Raw genomic sequence first — 16,587 nt, 5'->3', positions numbered from 1 at the left:
ATCATGACGCATTCGCCATCCACTTCTGATTCGCCCGACGAAGAACGTCGCGGTCTGTTGCAATGGAGCGCCATTGTCTTAGGCGCCTTAGCCACGGCGGCGGCCGGCGTACCGATTGTCGGCTTTCTACTGGGCCCACTGCGCAAGCGCGAAGACCAATGGACTTCCGCCGGCAAGGTCGAGCAGTTTCCGATTGGCCAGACGCGCCTGATCGATCTAGAAAACCCGCTGCATAGCCTGGGAGATGGGGACGCCGGCAAGATCGCCGTCTATGTCCGCCGCGCCGACGAAGAGAAGTTCCAGATATTTGCGATCAACTGCACGCACCTTGGCTGTCCGGTCAATTGGCTGGCCGACGCCGGACTATTTATGTGCCCCTGTCACGGCGGCGTCTATTACGAAGATGGGTCGCACGCATCGGGTCCGCCGCCGCGGGGACTATTTCAATATGAACATCGCCTGGAAAAAGGCGCCTTGCTGGTAAAGCTAGGACACCTGCCCACGCTTCAGCAACCCGGTTAACGCAGCATCCGCATGAAAACGATCAAGCAAGTCTGGGACTGGCTCGAACATCGGCTCGAGCTGCGCGATTCGATCTGGCCCGTAATGCGTCATCCGGTGCCGGCGGCGTTGGCCAAGCCGATCGGATGGATGTACGTCTTTGGCAGCATGACCCTGACGCTGCTGATGCTGCAAATCGTCACCGGCGTCTGCCTGGCGATGATCTATCAACCCACGGCGGCCGACGCTTACGCGAGCCTCGAATATCTGAACTACGAAGCGCCGTTCGGTTGGCTGTTACGTGCGATTCACTATTGGTCGGCGACCGGCATGGTCGTGATGCTGATGGTGCACATGACGCAGGTCTTTTTAATGGGCGCGTTCAAGTACCCTCGCGAATTGACTTGGCTTGTCGGCGTCGGGCTGCTGACGACCACGCTCGTGCTGGCGTTTACCGGACAAGTGTTGCGCTACGACGGCGACTCGTACTGGGGCGTCAGCGTCGCGGTTTCCGCCGCCGGCCGCGTTCCACTGGCCGGTCCGTCGATCGTCCATTTGATCTTAGGAGGCGAGTATATCGGCAGCGAAACGCTCAGCCGATTCTTCACGCTCCACGTCTTCATCTTGCCGGGCCTTTTGATCGGCTTGCTAGTCGTTCACTTGTACTTAGTCGTAAAACGCGGCATCTCAGAACCGCCCACTCCTGGTGAGCCGGTCGACAAAGCGACCTATGACGAAGAATACGAAAAGCTGCTCGAAAAAGGGATTCCCTTCTTCCCGCACGCGCTCTATCGCGACGGCGTCGCGTGTGCGATGGCCGTCCTGATCGTGGTCGGTCTGGCGGTGATCTTTGGTCCCAAAGGGCCTGGCGAAATCCCCGATCCCACGTTGATTCATGCCGAGCCGCGCCCGGACTGGTACTTTCTGCCGGTCTTCGCGATGGCCGCCCTCTCGCCGCCGTCGATGGAGACGTTCCTGATGCTGGGACTACCGGTGATCGGGATCTTGGCGCTGGCGGCAGTTCCGTTTGTAGCCGGTTCCGGAGAGCGAAGCGCTCGCCGTCGTCCGGTCGCGGTGTTGGTCGTGTTGGTGACCTTTGTCACGTTGATGGTTCTGGGTTGGTATGGAGCGACCTCTCCCTGGTCGCCCGACATGGAAGCCTGGAGCAGTACGCCGGTTCCGGACGGGATCGTCGAAAAACTGACCCCGCTCGAGTTGCAAGGCGCCGTCGTCTTTCAAAACAAATGTTGCCGCAACTGCCATGCGCTGGAAGGCGCCGGCGGCAAACGTGGTCCCGATCTGACGGAAGTCGGCATTCGGATGAATCCCGAGGCGATGGTTCGCCAGGTAGTGCAAGGAGGCGGCAACATGCCGGCCTACGCCCAACAAATGAACAGCGCCGAAGTCACCGCGTTGGTCGCGTTTTTGGTCAAGTTGCGACCCGCAGGAATTCCCCCGGCGGCGGTTCCGTCGGCCGCCGCCGAGTCTCTGGTCGCCGCCCCCACAGATGCGCCGTGAACGCCGACTTTCTGAGTGCGATCAGCAGCTCCTGGCAATTTTCGCCGAGCATCCTCTTCGCGCTCGTCGTTAGCGGCTGGATCTACTTTCGCGGCTGGCGCAGCCTGCGCCAGCGCGGTTCGAGTCGCTTTCCCCCTTGGCGACTTGGCGCCTTCTTCGCTTCGCTGCTGACGATCTTCGTCGCGCTGCAATCGCCGCTCGATGCGCTGGCCCCGTTCTCCCTCCAAATTCATATGGTGCAGCATCTGCTGCTGATGATTGTTGCGCCGCCGCTGGTTTGGCTTGCCGCGCCCGAGCTGCCGCTGCTGATCGGGCTGCCGAAGTGGTTGCGTGACGAATGGATTCGCCCTTTCGCGCGTTGGCGGCGACTGCGACTTGCGTTGGCCTGGATCTTTCGTCCTCAAGTAGCCTGGATTGCCTTCACGGCGACGATTTGGATTTGGCATGCGCCGTACTGCTATCAACTGGCGCTGGAAAGCAACTTTTGGCATCGCGTCGAACATGCGATGTTTCTGATGGCGTCTCTGTTATTTTGGCATCCGGTGATGCAGCCGTTTCCCCTGCGAACGACCTACTCGCGCTGGCTGTTGGTTCCCTATCTCTTTCTCGCAGGCGTCCAGGGAACCATCCTCTCCGGCATCCTGACTTTCTCGCATCGCGTCCTTTATCCTCATTACGCCGCTGCGCCCAACTTGTGGAACATAACGCCGCTCGTCGATCAGTCATTGGCCGGCGCCGTGATGTGGATCCCGACCTCGCTCGCCTATGTGATCGCGTTGTTCTGGATCGTCGCCGAGCAAATGTCGAGTGGAAAAGCAATCGCCAAGCGTGACGGCAAATATCGGTCGGTCACGCCTGCGCACCGGTCCCCCCAACCGCTTGGCCCACGTCCATCGATTTGGGCGCCGCTGCTGGAGCGTCGCGTTGTGCGTCTGACGCTGCGCTGGATCATGTTCACGCTCGCGGCGCTCATCATCCTTGATGGGCTGCTGGGTCCGCAGATCTCGGCGCTCAATCTGGCTGGCGTGGCTCCCTGGATTCATTGGCGCGCGATCCTGGTGATCTCGCTGATCGTCGGCGGCAATTTCTTTTGCGCCGTCTGTCCTTTCACCGTGCTGCGCAGCGTCGCAAAGAAGTTCAACTTGCAGTACAGTTTTCCCAAATCGCTGCAAAACAAATGGCCGTCCGTCGCGCTGTTGGCGCTCTTCTTTTGGGCGTACGAAGCGTTCTCTTTGTGGGATCGACCTGCGTGGACGGCGTTGATTGTGATCGGATTTTTCGCGGTCGCGCTCCTCTTTGACCTGCTCTTCGTCCAGGCGCCCTTCTGCAAATATGTTTGCCCGATTGGTCAGTTCAACTTTGTACAGTCGCTGGTTTCTCCCAGTGAAGTCGCTGTTCGTTCGCCCGATGTTTGCGCCGGTTGTCGCACGCGCGATTGCCTGGCCGGCAATGAGCAAATCGCCGGGTGCCAACTCTCGCTGTTCGTCCCCAAAAAGCAAGGCAATCTCGACTGCACGTTTTGTCTCGACTGCGCCGACGCCTGCCCTCACCAGAACATCACGCTGGTGCAGTTGCGCCCCGGCGTCGACTTGGTGAGCGACGCCGCTCGCTCCGGCGTAGGGCGATATAGTCAACGCATCGATCTGGCGGCGCTGATCGTGGTGCTGTTGTTTGCGGCGCTGTTGAACGCGGCCTGGATGACGGCGCCGCTGGTGAGCCTGGAAGAAACGCTGACCGCGGCGATCGGCTGGGGACGCTTACCGATTGTCACCGGGGGAATGTTGCTCGGCCTGCTCGCCGCTCCTTTCTTCCTCATGCAGTTGCTCGGAAAAGCATCTTTGGCGATGTCTGCAGAGACCGCAGACTGGCGCGCCCCGGTGATGCGTTTCGCGCCTGCACTCATTCCCCTGGGTCTGGGAATGTGGTTGGCGCACTACTCGTTTCATCTGTTCACCAGCGCCGACTCGCTGCTCTGGGCGACGCAACGAATGGCGAACGATCACCTGGCGACCAACTTTCTGATCGGCGGCGGCGTTTGCAGTTGTTGCACGGCTGGATCGATCGCCTGGCTGTTGCCGCTAGAGCTGCTGTTTCTGGATGTCGGTCTCTGCATGTCGCTGTGGGCCGCCTATCGCATCGCCCAACGCGAACAGCCGATCCCACAAATTGTGCTGCGCACGTTCGCGCCTTGGGCGATTTTTTTGGTGATCTTCTTTGTCGCCTGCGTCTGGGTATTGCTGCAGCCGATGGAAATGCGAGGAGCCTATGTCGCCGGCCTGTAAGCGATGGCTGTCACTCGCGATCTGCATCGCCGCCGCCAACGTCGTGCTGGCCGATGGAGGCAAGGTTCAACTGCGCCGCGAGATCGGGCCGTATCAGGTGACGATTTTCACTTCGCCGACGCCGCTGCGAGCCGGCCCCATCGACCTAAGCGTGATGGTGCAAAACTCTGCTCGCGAAATCGTGCAAGATGTCCAGATCGATTTCCAACTAACGAGTGAGTCTGGCGAGATCCTCTTGCAACATGCATCGCAAGCGACCGCGACCAACAAGCTGCTGCAATCGGCCAAGTTGATGCTGCCCGAAAGCGGCGTCTGGCAAGTTCACACGACCATCGTGGGCGAAGCTTCCGCCGACCTGGACTTTGAAATCTCCGCAGCCGAAGCTCACAGCGATTGGACGACGGCCGGCTGGATGCTGCTGTTGCCGGTCGCTTTGGTGGCGTTGTTTGTGATGCGTGAGCGGTTGGTTCGAGAGAATTAAAACCAATCGAGATTGTATTTCAACTACTTCCTTACTTTCCAGTAACCTGGGCGGCGACTTAAGTGACAGACAGCGAGACCGACGATCTTGTCTGGTAGTTCTAAATAGACAAGGCCGTAAGGAAATTTGCGAAACTGGAAGCAGCGAGTTCCGTGATAGTACGGCGTCCAACCCTGCGGCCGCTGCGATATCAGTGTTCTTGCGCGAACCAACTCGTTCCAGAATCGTTCAGCGGCGGAAACACTCTGCTGAGCGTACCATTGGTAAGCGGCGATGGATTTTTCCATCGCAGCAGGATGATATTCAAACGGCAGGCGGGACATCGCTTCGGATCATTTTCTCCGCTTCTTCGGCCGGGATAGTCATGATGTCGCCCGACGTAATCTCCGCTGCGCGTTGGGCAATTTCAGCCTGCCATGCCGCTTGTGCGTCAGACGCCGCATCGTCAGGACCATGATCCAGCAACGGGTCCGCTAGACTATGATGAATTGCTCCTAGAACCGCCAATCGCTCTGCCGCCGATAGAGCGAGTGCGGACGCGATTATCTCTTCGGTCGATTGAAGTTGGTCTGACATCTTGATCCTCTCGTTGGGACAACCACATCACTGTATCACGGGAACTCGCAAAAAGTCAAAATCCCTCCTGGAGCCCCTCTCCATGCAAGTCCAACGCATCGTCGCCAACACGCCAACCGCCGATCCCACCCTGGCGAAACGCTTTTATCAAGAGGTGCTCGGGCTCGATCTGTTGATGGATTTTGGCTGGATCGCGACTTACGGATCGCCGCAGCCAATGAAAGTGCAGATCAGCTTTATGACGCAGGGCGGCAACGATACGCCGACGCCGGACCTTTCGATCGAAGTGGACGACGTCGACGAAGCGCTGGCCGCGATGCAAGCAGCCCGATTCCCCATCGAATATGGGCCGGTGGACGAGCCATGGGGAGTACGTCGCTTCTATGTCCGCGATCCGTTTGGCAAGCTGGTTAACATTTTGGCGCACCAATAGCCGCAATGTTGCCGTTCTCCGCCGTGAGAGCGCCGTATCTCACCGCGGTGACGAGCTATAATAGCTTGAAGGCAAACGGAACCGAGCGGAGAACTCAGCCAGTGATGGCCCCAACAACGGCATTTTACATTTGCGCGGCGGCAATTCTGATCAGCGGCAGTACGTATGGGGCGGAAGCCGATACCGCCAAAAACCGCTACTCTTCCTTTCCTCCGATCACCAACATCGAATCCGGCGTCTCGTGGCCTGCCGGTCAGGCGTTGCCGATCTTCGCGACGCCGGCGGATCGGCTTGATGCGATCGCGGTGCAGACCCTAACGATCGACGAGCAAATCGCGTTCGCCGCCTTGCAAGGCTATGTGAACCGCCAGCAACCGCGGATCTATTTGCAAAACGCCCGCGCCGATGAGGGACGCGATACCTGGGCCCAGACTTCGACCGTCGCCCTGGGACCGCTCAACGTCTTCGACTATCGCGACAAATATGATCTGCTGGCCAAGTACGCCGACGAAGTCGACGGCTTGCTCTTGTACGATCCTAGCCGCAGCCCTCATTTGCGCAACCTGGCCAGCACCGTCGCCGGTTTAAACCGCTTGCTGCCGGTGACCGCCGCGATGCAACAGCAAATCAAACGTCACGGGATCGAACTAAAAGTCGCGCTCGACTTGACCAATCTGCCGTTGTCATCCCCGCTGGAAGTATACGAGCATCTCTACGACCACTACTGGGAAAAGTGCGAAAAGCGGTTGCTCGTCAGCGCTCGCCCCAGCCGAGGCGGCGACTTTCATCATACGCGCGACATGGCGGCGGCGTGCGGCGCGGCGGTTGTCTGGCTCGACTGCCGTGTCCCAGATGAACGGTCGCTGCTCGAAAAATTCTTTGGCGACATGACCGCAGGCAAAGCGATCGTGCTCGGCTGGTACGCGACCGAACGCTCCGGCATCACGACCGCTTCTCAATTTGGAATCGGGACCATGCCGGCCGACCACTATGTCAGCTCCACCCTCTTCAGCGGCGGCGATCATCGCATTCAGATTCCGCCCGTTCCACCCAAACCGACGCTTGCCAACAAAGCCTATATCGCGATCTTTATCAGCGACGGCGACAATATTCAGTACACGCAACATGCGCTGCGAAAAATCTGGGATGCGTCGGCCTCGTCACGCGGTCAAATCCCGCTGAACTGGACGATCGCGCCCGGCCTGGTCGACATCGGTCCCGGCATCCTCAACTATTACTATACGACCGCAACGCCCCAAGATTGCTTTGTCGCCGGGCCATCCGGCATGGGCTACGCGATTCCTTTTAATACGCTCATCGAGCCGGGGGCAGCGGTTGGCGAATACCTGACCGATCCCGTCCGTTTGGACGGCTATACCAGTCTGACCGAAACCTATCTCCAGCGAGCGGGCCTGCGTGCGGTGACGATCTGGGATAACGCGACTCCTGCGCAAAGAGCGTCGTACGCACAAAATTGCCGGCAACTCTACGGAGCGACGGTGCAAAACTTTAAAGACGTTCCGTCGGTCGCCGGCAGCGTGGAAGAGAATCGACTGCCGTTTGATAAGTTGGTGATTCCGTATGCCGGAACCTACGCACATATCAGCCGATCGCTGCGGTCAGAACTAAAAAAATGGGACGGCGACGCGCCTTTCTTCTTGTCGTACCAAGTCGACATCTGGGGCGAGATGAGGCCTGCCAAACTTGTCGAACTGGCACAGCAGTTGAATCGACAGTTCCCCGATAAAATCGAGTTTGTCCGCGCCGATCACTACTTTAATCTCTACAACGAGACGCACCATCTGCCGTTTAATCTAGCGATGTCGCCGCGAACAAAAATCAGCGCCGGTCATGCCGCAGACCAGGCGAAGCTGGCGATCGACGGTACGCCGGCGACCCTTTGGAACTGCAATAATTTGGACGCCGCCTGGTTGCAACTGGACTTTGGCGCTCCCTATCGCGTCAGCCGCTATGTGATTCGCCATGCCGGCGCCAACGGATTGCAGCAGCAAAACACGCGAGCCTATACCATGCAAGCAAGTCTTGACGGCGCACAGTGGAGTACGATCGACGCCTACCAAGACAACGTCGAAAACGTTACCGACGTCCAGATTCAGCCGGTCCTTACTCGTTATTTGCGGGTAACGATCGATGAGCCCGGCGCCAACGGCGAGGCCAGCATCGCCGACATCGAGGTCTACGGAAGCCGACTTCCCTAATCCAGACGCGATCGGTCGATCGGCCTCAGGGGAACCGATCTACGGCAAAGCTTAACGCACCGTTGCTGCTTGAATGCGCCAAGCCGTGTAACATGCATCCTGAGAAAGCCCTTCGATCAGGCCGGCCCATGCTCCTTATCCGCGAACCACTCGCCGCGGCAGACATCAACTTGCGTCTATGGATACTTCCGCCAGTTTTCTGAATTCGCTGCAACTCGCTTCCGATGATGAAGCCTGGGATCGGCTGGTGGGACTCTATTCTCCCCTAATCCGCGGCTGGCTGCGACGCTTTGGCGCGGCGGTCGACGACATAGACGATCTTGTGCAGGAAGTGCTGACGGTCGTCTTTCGGCGATTTCCAGAATTCCAGAAGGAGCCGCACGCCGGCGCGTTTCGCAGTTGGTTACGCACGATCGCCGCCAACTGCCTGCGCGATCATTGGCGAAAGACCAATCGCCGGCCGAAGGCGGTCGGCGGCAGCGACTTTGTGCAGATGATCGATCAGCTGGAAGATCCTCATAGCGGGGTCAGTCAACTTTGGAATCGAGAGCACGACCAATACGTGATACAATATTTGCTAGAGGAAATTCGTCCCCGTTTCACTTCCCAGACCTGGAGCGCGTTCCGGCAATTTGCGCTGGACGGCAAAAGCGCCGATGCGGTGAGCCACGAGCTCGGCATGTCGATCAACGCCGTCTTCATCGCCAAATCGCGCGTCATGTCTTGCTTGCGAAAACAAGGCCAAGGGTTAATCGATTCCAACGAATGAACGGGATCGCCAGCGATTTTCCTCGCGGCGGTCGCGCCTCTTGATGGTTGTTTTCTTCTTTCAATTTGCACCACGATCCCTCGTTCTTCCCCATGTCAAAGGTCGACGCACTGCACCCGTCCCGCGACAAATTAGAGTCCTTCTTCCACGGTACGCTTCCCGAGGAAGAACGCCAAGTAATTGAAGATCACGTCGCCCAGTGCGACGTTTGTTGCGATATTCTGCGTACAACGCCGCATGATCCGTTCGCCCAACGAATCCATGCAGCCCTCTCGACGATGCACGATCCGTCGCCGAGCCCTGCACTGCCCAATAATTTCAACGCCGGCGTACCCGCCGAGTTGCGCGAGCATCCCCGCTATCGCATTCTCCGCCGACTAGGCCAAGGCGGCATGGGCGTCGTCTATCAGGCCGAACATCGACTGATGGAACGTCCCGTCGCGCTAAAGGTGATCCATGGTCGGCTGCTCAGCAACGAAATTGCGGTCGAGAGATTTCGCTTAGAAGTGAAAGCGGCCGCTCGACTGTCGCATCGCAATATTGTGGTCGCCTACGACGCCGAGCAAGCCGGCAATTTGCACTTTCTGGTGATGGAGTATCTCGACGGCGTGAGCCTGACCGAGATCGTCGAGCGCCGCGGTCCCTTGTCGCTGTTGCATGCTTGCAATTTCGTCCTTCAAGCAGCCCACGGACTACAACACGCGTTCGAGCGCGGCATGGTCCATCGCGATATTAAGCCGCACAACCTGCTGCGAACCTCGCGAGGAATCATCAAAATCCTCGACTTTGGTCTCGCTCGTTTCGCGACCGAAACAGAACCGTCCGGCGACGGCGGTTTGACCGAAGACTTCGCGACGCTCGGCACGCCTGACTACATCGCGCCCGAACAAGCGCATGATTCCAAACGGGCCGATATCCGTTCTGATATTTATAGCTTGGGCTGCACTCTCTACTATTTACTCGCCGGTCAGGTTCCTTTTCCGAAAGGGACGGCGCTCGACAAAGTCATCGCGCATAGCGAACGTCAGCCGACGCCGCTCGCCGACCTGCGTAGCGACTTGCCAGATGAAGTAGTGCAGATCGTCGAACGCATGATGGCCAAAGATCCGGCTGCTAGATTTCAAACGCCCGCCGCAGTGGTCGCCGCCCTACGACCCTATGGAAAACCAGACTTTGACAGGACCAAGCCAGACGAGGGCGATTCCGTGCCGCGTGGCGCAACCTTGGCAGGCGACCAAACCTTGTCGATCCCCGCTGCGAAGTCGGTCTCACAGAACGAGCCGCCGCCGCGCGAACTTCTCGTGCAGCCGCCGGCAACCGCGACGCAATCTGCCCGAGCCAAAGTCAGAGGCCGAACTTGGACGGCCCGGTATCGAACTCCGCTCATCGCCGGCGGCGCCGCGCTGGCGTTCTTTGCGGCGATCTACGTCGCGATCAATCTTGGTTCGTCCGATCCCGAAGAAAATCGGCGTCCCGTTGTGATCGCTCCCCCTCCGCTGCGACAAACGACGGCCGCCCCCCACAACGAAGCGTGGATCAATCTCCTCTCTCAAATTGATCTCGACAGCGACGTCGTTGCCGGCGCGTGGGAGATGACGGCGGAAGGATTACGCGCCGAACCGGTCGAAGGCGCTCGATTGACGCTTCCGTACGAGCCAACCCGCGAATACGATTTCGAGGTCTCCTTCACGCGGCGGACCGGCACGCAGTCGATCGCTCTCTTGTTTGTCGATGGCGACGCTTCGGCTTCCTACGATATCGATGGCTGGGGCGAGCACCTGGTGGGGATTCAAAACATCGATGGCCAGTCGATGAACGAAAATCGCACCGCCGCCAGTCGAATCGCGCTCGTCAACGGGCAGACGTATACGGCGACGATTCGCGTCCGCCGAGAGCGCGTCGACGCTCTCTTGGACGGCCAGTTAATCACCACCTACCTCGGCGACGGCTCCAATCTCAGCATGCTTGCGCTTTGGCGGACGCCGCGTCCCACGCTGGGGATCGGCGCCTACGACAGCGAGACCCTGTTTCACCGCATTCGAGTCCGCAATATCTCCAACTAACTCCATCCGCCGATATCGCGCCAACCTCTTTCTGGCGAAGCACTTAGGCCCTTCTACAAGCGTCGCTTCTTCCGCTTTCTGGGCGAAATCTCCCAAATTTGCCGCCGTAGCTGAAAGGTTGCACAGCGGCTGGCCATTTATCTCTACCTGGATGATTTCTCTTCGCCTTGTTGGAACCAAAGTAGGAGCGGCCCATGTCTACCTTTTCAAAATTTTCTTCTCCCTTCTTGCGCCAGCAGAAACCGAAACGGAGCCGGCGGCGCAGGTCAAGCATTCACGGGGAATCGCTAGAATCTCGGCAGCTGTTGGCCGCCGACCTCGGCACGCCCGATGACTTGGCGCCGCTCAGCGATGAGTTTGACGACGGCGCATCGATCGCCGATTGGAACCGTCTCTATCAAACCGAAAATTGGAACGCCGATCACCTGAACCTGTGGGATGTCGATCAAACCCAGGCCGGTCGCATGGTAATGCAACCCCACACCACCGTCTGGTACCAGGATTGGCACGGTCCTATGACCTACAAGGAAGTGACCGGCGACTTCATTTTCACGACCGAAGTTCATATCACCGATCGCGACGATATCGGCGGCAGCGATGCGGATGACGTTCCCGGCGACGGTCAATTTTCGCTCGGCGGCGTCATGATCCGCACTCCGCGCGACATCGTCGATCCGGCCGTCGATTGGAGCCCCGGTTCGATGGCCGACGACGGGACGAACAACGGTGAGAACTACGTCTTCCTCTCGATGGGCTATGGCAACGGAGCGAACGAGTTTTCGCTCGAAGTAAAAACGACTCGCAATAGCAACTCGCAGTTAGAACTGACGCCGATCAACTCCAACACGGCGCAGCTGCAAATCGCGCGGATCGGCGACTCAATGATCGCACTCTATCGCTTGCCCGGCGAAGATTGGCAAGTCCATCGCCGCTACACGCGCAGCGACATGCCAGAAACGCTTCAGGTAGGTCTAGTGACCTACAGCAACTGGGAAAAAGCGAATGACTTCGATCCCTTCACGCACAACAACAGCTTGCTCGTCCCTGGCCAAGTCGTTGATCCGACGCCGAGCGAAGAATTCAATCCTGATCTGACCGCCGGGTTTGAATATGCCAGATTCGCTCGTCCCCAATTGCCGACCGAACTGACCGGCGTCGATCTGGTGGCCGAAGCCACCGCTGAGCAGTTGCTCACTTTTCTCGGCGACAATATCATTCCGCCGACCAATCCGACGCCGGAAGATCCGATCGATCTCTCCGCCGTGCTCGACGCGATCGGCGATCAAACGATGAGCGCCAACCAAGGCTCACTCCTGATCGCGCTCCCGCTGACGCTCGCCGATGGTACGCCGCTGGCCTACACGGCGACAGTTGCAGGCAGTCTCGAATACGAACTCGATCAGCAGTACGACTTTCACGCCGAAGCGAGTTACCATGACGACTGGGGAGGACATGGCGAACGCTGGATTCACGGTAACGGTTCCGACTGGTTCTTTCTATTGCCGACCGGACAATTGTTCGCTTGGAATGGAACGTTTGAAAGCAGCGTAGAAGTGGCGCAGCTCGACGCGTCGGTCTATGACGATCCCAGCTCGCTCATCGATGTTGAATTACCGGCCAGCGTCAGCGTGAGCGGCAACGAACTGACGGTGATTCCGGCGACCGGCTCTCTGGGCGAACTAGCGATCGAAGTCGCGATTCACCTCGGTGGCGACGATCAGCCAATCGAGGCGACCAAGCAGATCGTGGTGACGGTCGCCAATTCGGCGCCCACGATCACCCCGATCGCTGATCAGACCATGTCGCGACTGGTGGATGAAATCATGGTCCCCCTGGCAGCATTCGACGCCGATGGGGATTCAATCGCTTGGAATGTCGCCGTCGTCCAGTCGCTCGCCTACCAAATCGACCAGCAGTATCAGCTGCCGGCGACCGCCAACTACCACGACAACTGGGCCGGTCAAAACGAGCGCTGGCTGCAAGGCGCCGGCGGCGTTTGGCTCTATTTAACGCCTAACGGAGAGCTGCATCAATGGAGCGGCGCCTTCGAGACGAGCCCGCTGCTCGGCCAATTCGATCCTGCCTACTACGAAGACCCGTCGCTGTTGACCGAAGCACAACTCTTGCCGGTCGAAGTCGCCATGGTCGGCGGTCAACTCCTCATCAACCCGGCCGACGGCTATGTCGGCAGCTTCGAGGTCGTCGTCACCGCGACCGACGGTCTAGAGCCGGTGATGACGCAGTTTGCCGTCGAGGTCACCAACACCGAACTCTCGCTGCCAACGATCGACGATCTGCAGATCGACGCCGATAGCGGCATCTTCCAATTAGAAATCTCGGCGGTCAGTCCCCTCCCCGCCGATCAACTCATCTATTCGGCGCATCTCGTCGGATCCGAGGCTGAGCAATTGGACCAACAGTACGACTTGCAAGTCGCCGCCAACTTTCACACCAACTTCGCAGGTCAAAACGAACGCTGGCTGCAAGCGGCCAATGGAGACTGGTTCTATCTGCTGCCGACCGGTGATTTTTATCGCTGGGGCGGAACATTTGCAGCGAGCGAGCTGTTGGCCAATCTCGATCCTTCCTTCTATGCCGACCCCAATCTGCTGGCCGACCCGCAAGCGTTGCCGGTCAGCGTCTTGATGTCAGGCTCCACCCTGTCGATCGATCCCGCCGCCGGTTACCTCGGACAGTTCCAGGTCGAGATCAGCGTCTTCGACGGCGTCAACACGGCGACGCAAATCGTCAACGTCGAAGTCGCCGAGCCGACGCTTCCCTCGGAGCCGCTGCCGGTCTTAATGGTGATCGCCAATCAAGATTTCTACTATCAGGAATATGCCGACACGCGGGCCTCGCTGGAAGCCGCCGGGATTTCGGTCGTCGTTGCGGCCGCGACTTTGGACACCGCCTCGCCGCATGTCAATTCTGGCGAAGGCGTCGACGGCGGCTATGTGCAACCTGACCTGACGCTGTTTGACGCGTCGGCGGTCGACTATTCGACCATCGTCTTCGTCGGCGGCTGGGGCTCGTCTCAGTATCAGTACGCCTATGAAGGAACGTACGACCAGGGCGCCTACAATGGCTCGCCGGCGCTCAAAGAGACCGTCAACAGCCTAATCAACGATTTTGCGGCTCAGGACAAATACGTCACGGCGATTTGCCACGGCGTCTCGGTTCTGGCCTACGCTCGCGTAAACGGAGCCAGCCTGCTCGACAGCCATACGGTTTCGGCCTGGGGAGAAACGGCGCCGAGCGCGGGCGGCGTGATGGTCACCACTCGATCGCAGATCGAAGCGAACGGCGCCGTGATGGTCAACTCGGCCAGCGTCGGTGATCCAACCACCGCGACCGATGACGTGATCGTCGACGGACGAATCATCACCGCCGAAAATTATGACTCGGCCAGCCAGTTTGGTTTGACGATCGCCCAGCTGATTAGCGAAGCGAGCTATGTCGAACAGGTCGAGGATATCTTTGCAACTTGGGAGTAGCGAGCTGCATGAATCCAGGAACGGCAACAGCCTTGCGTCGCAAATTGCGGCGCAAGGTTTTCTATATTTTGGAAGGACGCCGAGCGCTGCGGTTGGAACAAGCGCCCGCCTTTTTTGTTCCAGGATGTCGGCATCGTCGTCAGTCGTTTATCCTTAAACGGTTGCCCATCCCCTCAACCGGTTTGAAAAGGAAGCGAAAATGAAACTGAACGACTTCTACAACGAGATCGCACGCCGCGTCGATACCGACAAAACGGCGATCACCGTCGCCGAAACCAAACGCGTGCTCTCCGAAGCCTTTCTGATGCTGGCGAAAATGGATGCCGCCGAATTCGCCGACACGGTGAGCAAAGGGGTCGCTCAAGCGAAAAAGAAGCTGAGCAAGTAGCGCCCACAAAACCGCTGGACGGAAGGATGGCCCAACCAGTTCGGAACGAACTGGTTGGGTTGCCATGCGATCGCGTCCCATTTTTGAGGCTTGGCCTTCCCCCTCTCGATCGCGTTGTTTGCTTCCCGCCACGCCCCTGACCGGGCAATAGATTGTCGCTTGCTCACTCGCTCGATTTTCCGTGATAATGCTCCTCCTAATGCGGGCGTCTGATCGATCGCCCAGGACATTCGTTTTCTGACGCCCTCGGCTTGAGACGAGGTGAAAGAGTCTGGCAAAGGGCGCGTCTCGATGTGCCATGACGTTTCCACGCGAGAGGAGTCCCGAGGTTATCGGCAGGCTTTGGTGCTCCCAGACGCATCCTCCCCAAACACCCCAAATGCCCACTACGGCAGAATGAGTAACTTCCCCCAACAAAACGGACAGCGGTCCTGTCCAACTAGAAAAACCGTAGGCCAGGCCGTGCCTGCCACATCGCCAAACCTCCCAAATTAACCACCAGGGGGTCTAGGCAATTTGAAACAAAGAATTTCAGCGGTCCGGTCCAACCTGGAACAAAAAAAGAAGCGGTCCGGTCCGGTCCAACCTAGCGGACAGAAGCCAAGCGGTCTGGTGGATGCCGGCAAGAAACGAAAAAAGCTTTGCGTCGCCAATAATTGCAACGCAAAGCTTTTTATGGAGTGGGCGGTACAGGGCTCGAACCTGTGACCTCTACGATGTCAAGGTACCAGACTAGCGGACAAACCCAGGCGTCAACACGCTTAACCCATTACTTTAAAACGACTTGTGAATTATACGCACTGATACTATCTAGTCGGCATGATTAGTACCAAGTACCAACCGCAGTACCAAATGCAGGTATATCTCTCCTGTTTAGAGTGGCGTTTATTACCCGCCGCAGGTCTCGGCCCCAAGCTACCTCGAATCTGGAAGCCCTTCTTCCGCCGCTTTGGATTATTCAATATCCGTTTCTTCGTATCGCATTGCTTCCATCGCAGCTACATTTGCATCCACCGCCATTTCCGTTAGCTCACTTTGGTGCGTCCAGGAATCTGTTACCGAGACGGGAGAGACATCTTGTCGGGTGGACTTCTGGATAAGACGTGCCCCATATCTAGCGAGAGTTACTCGAATCCTTATGCGACGAGCGACTTTCATACGCGTTACGGAGTCGAAAAGCGGGTCTGGGAACTCACCATATACTGGCTTTCCGGCATTTGGGGTCAGGTTAACTAGCCCGATTCCCTGGAGCCGAGAAACCGATTCCCAGAAATCCTCGGAACTCATCAACCCGATTTCTTCAAGTAACTCCCCCAATGACGGATCGGAAAGAGACACTCCCTCTTTGACTTTATCAAAGCTCGCCTGGACAATCGGCGACACACTTAGCCGACGCAGAATCTTTACGTCGCTCGGACCTAAGACTCGCAGCGTTTCTACAAAAGCTTTATTGCATGACGAACTGTCCTCGATTGCGGAAGCTAGTAATCCCGCCCACAACGATTGCAGTTCGTCTTCGTCAACATTCCCCGCGGCATCTATTAGCGGCAATAGGAACCCTGGCGGCAGTACCTTTGCCGCGATTTGGTCCTTCTCTACGATCGCTTGGGCCTTGTGAAGAATCGAAATTCGATTCCTCCATTGCCAAACGTAAATCTGATCGGCCAAGATTCCACCCGCTAGTTGACAAGGCTCTCCTAGCAGCTTTTCGAGAAGGCTCGCTGCGGCTTCCGAAACAGGTCTTAGTACTCCGCTAATCGCCTCAATTCCACTCATTTCTGCTCCAATCGATTTGCGTACCAAGCGTAGAATGACGCCGCTCTGAAATATTCGCGGGCTTGTTGCCAATATTTCTAACGCAGT

At 58.0% G+C, this 16,587-nt stretch carries 13 protein-coding genes; 10 read left to right on the top strand and 3 right to left on the bottom strand.

Features of this window, described 5'->3' with window-relative positions:
• Window positions 1–3 precede the first annotated feature (3 nt).
• The 4 genes from M4951_RS01270 to M4951_RS01255 are packed head-to-tail and all read left to right on the top strand — an operon-like array spanning window position 4 to window position 4,782.
• Complete coding sequence (locus M4951_RS01270; protein ID WP_262024672.1) at window positions 4–522, top strand: ubiquinol-cytochrome c reductase iron-sulfur subunit; 519 nt, start codon at window positions 4–6, stop codon at window positions 520–522.
• A gap of 12 nt (window positions 523–534) precedes the next feature.
• Entirely contained in the window at window positions 535–2,019 is a 1,485-nt protein-coding gene (locus M4951_RS01265) for a cytochrome b N-terminal domain-containing protein (protein ID WP_262024671.1), read from the top strand.
• Window positions 2,016–4,301: a cytochrome c oxidase assembly protein gene (locus tag M4951_RS01260; RefSeq protein ID WP_262024670.1), complete on the top strand. Its 2,286-nt coding sequence runs from the start codon at window positions 2,016–2,018 to the stop codon at window positions 4,299–4,301. The genes M4951_RS01265 and M4951_RS01260 overlap by 4 nt, the downstream gene beginning before the upstream one ends.
• Window positions 4,285–4,782, top strand: coding sequence for a hypothetical protein (locus M4951_RS01255; protein WP_262024669.1), 498 nt, complete (start codon window positions 4,285–4,287; stop codon window positions 4,780–4,782). Before M4951_RS01260 ends, M4951_RS01255 begins: the two co-directional genes overlap by 17 nt.
• Before the next feature lie 23 nt (window positions 4,783–4,805).
• Here the strand turns inward: M4951_RS01255 and M4951_RS01250 are convergent, their stop codons facing one another.
• Together M4951_RS01250 and M4951_RS01245 are read right to left on the bottom strand one after the other, a co-directional pair.
• A complete protein-coding gene (locus M4951_RS01250; RefSeq protein WP_262024668.1) occupies window positions 4,806–5,105 on the bottom strand; it encodes a type II toxin-antitoxin system RelE/ParE family toxin in 300 nt (99 codons plus the stop codon).
• Complete coding sequence (locus M4951_RS01245; RefSeq protein WP_262024667.1) at window positions 5,086–5,358, bottom strand: addiction module protein; 273 nt, start codon at window positions 5,356–5,358, stop codon at window positions 5,086–5,088. Before M4951_RS01245 ends, M4951_RS01250 begins: the two co-directional genes overlap by 20 nt.
• Window positions 5,359–5,440: 82 nt before the next feature.
• Here M4951_RS01245 and M4951_RS01240 point away from each other — a divergent pair, with 82 nt between their 5' ends.
• The 6 genes from M4951_RS01240 to M4951_RS01215 all read left to right on the top strand — a co-directional run bounded on the left by M4951_RS01240 (window position 5,441) and on the right by M4951_RS01215 (window position 14,724).
• Entirely contained in the window at window positions 5,441–5,791 is a 351-nt protein-coding gene (locus M4951_RS01240) for a VOC family protein (protein ID WP_262024666.1), read from the top strand.
• Between the two features lie 104 nt (window positions 5,792–5,895).
• On the top strand, window positions 5,896–8,010 hold the full coding sequence (locus tag M4951_RS01235) for a discoidin domain-containing protein (protein ID WP_262026976.1): 2,115 nt from the start codon (window positions 5,896–5,898) through the stop codon (window positions 8,008–8,010).
• A 178-nt stretch (window positions 8,011–8,188) separates the two neighbouring features.
• On the top strand, window positions 8,189–8,779 hold the full coding sequence (locus M4951_RS01230) for an RNA polymerase sigma factor (protein ID WP_262024665.1): 591 nt from the start codon (window positions 8,189–8,191) through the stop codon (window positions 8,777–8,779).
• 92 nt (window positions 8,780–8,871) lie between these two features.
• Window positions 8,872–10,842, top strand: a complete 1,971-nt coding sequence (locus tag M4951_RS01225; protein WP_262024664.1) for a serine/threonine-protein kinase — start codon at window positions 8,872–8,874, stop codon at window positions 10,840–10,842.
• Window positions 10,843–11,036: 194 nt separating this feature from the next.
• Window positions 11,037–14,336 (top strand): hypothetical protein, encoded by a 3,300-nt coding sequence (locus M4951_RS01220; RefSeq protein ID WP_262024663.1) that lies wholly within the window; start codon window positions 11,037–11,039, stop codon window positions 14,334–14,336.
• 199 nt (window positions 14,337–14,535) lie between these two features.
• Entirely contained in the window at window positions 14,536–14,724 is a 189-nt protein-coding gene (locus tag M4951_RS01215) for a hypothetical protein (RefSeq protein WP_262024662.1), read from the top strand.
• A gap of 954 nt (window positions 14,725–15,678) precedes the next feature.
• On the opposite strand, the gene M4951_RS01210 is transcribed toward M4951_RS01215, so the two are convergent.
• On the bottom strand, window positions 15,679–16,500 hold the full coding sequence (locus M4951_RS01210; protein ID WP_262024661.1) for a DUF4393 domain-containing protein: 822 nt from the start codon (window positions 16,498–16,500) through the stop codon (window positions 15,679–15,681).
• Window positions 16,501–16,587 lie beyond the last annotated feature (87 nt).

The sequence above is a fragment of the Blastopirellula sp. J2-11 genome (assembly GCF_024584705.1).
Classification (GTDB): domain Bacteria; phylum Planctomycetota; class Planctomycetia; order Pirellulales; family Pirellulaceae; genus Blastopirellula.
The sequence above is the reverse complement of the archived record's forward strand: the minus strand, read 5'-3'. Positions and strand labels throughout refer to the sequence as shown.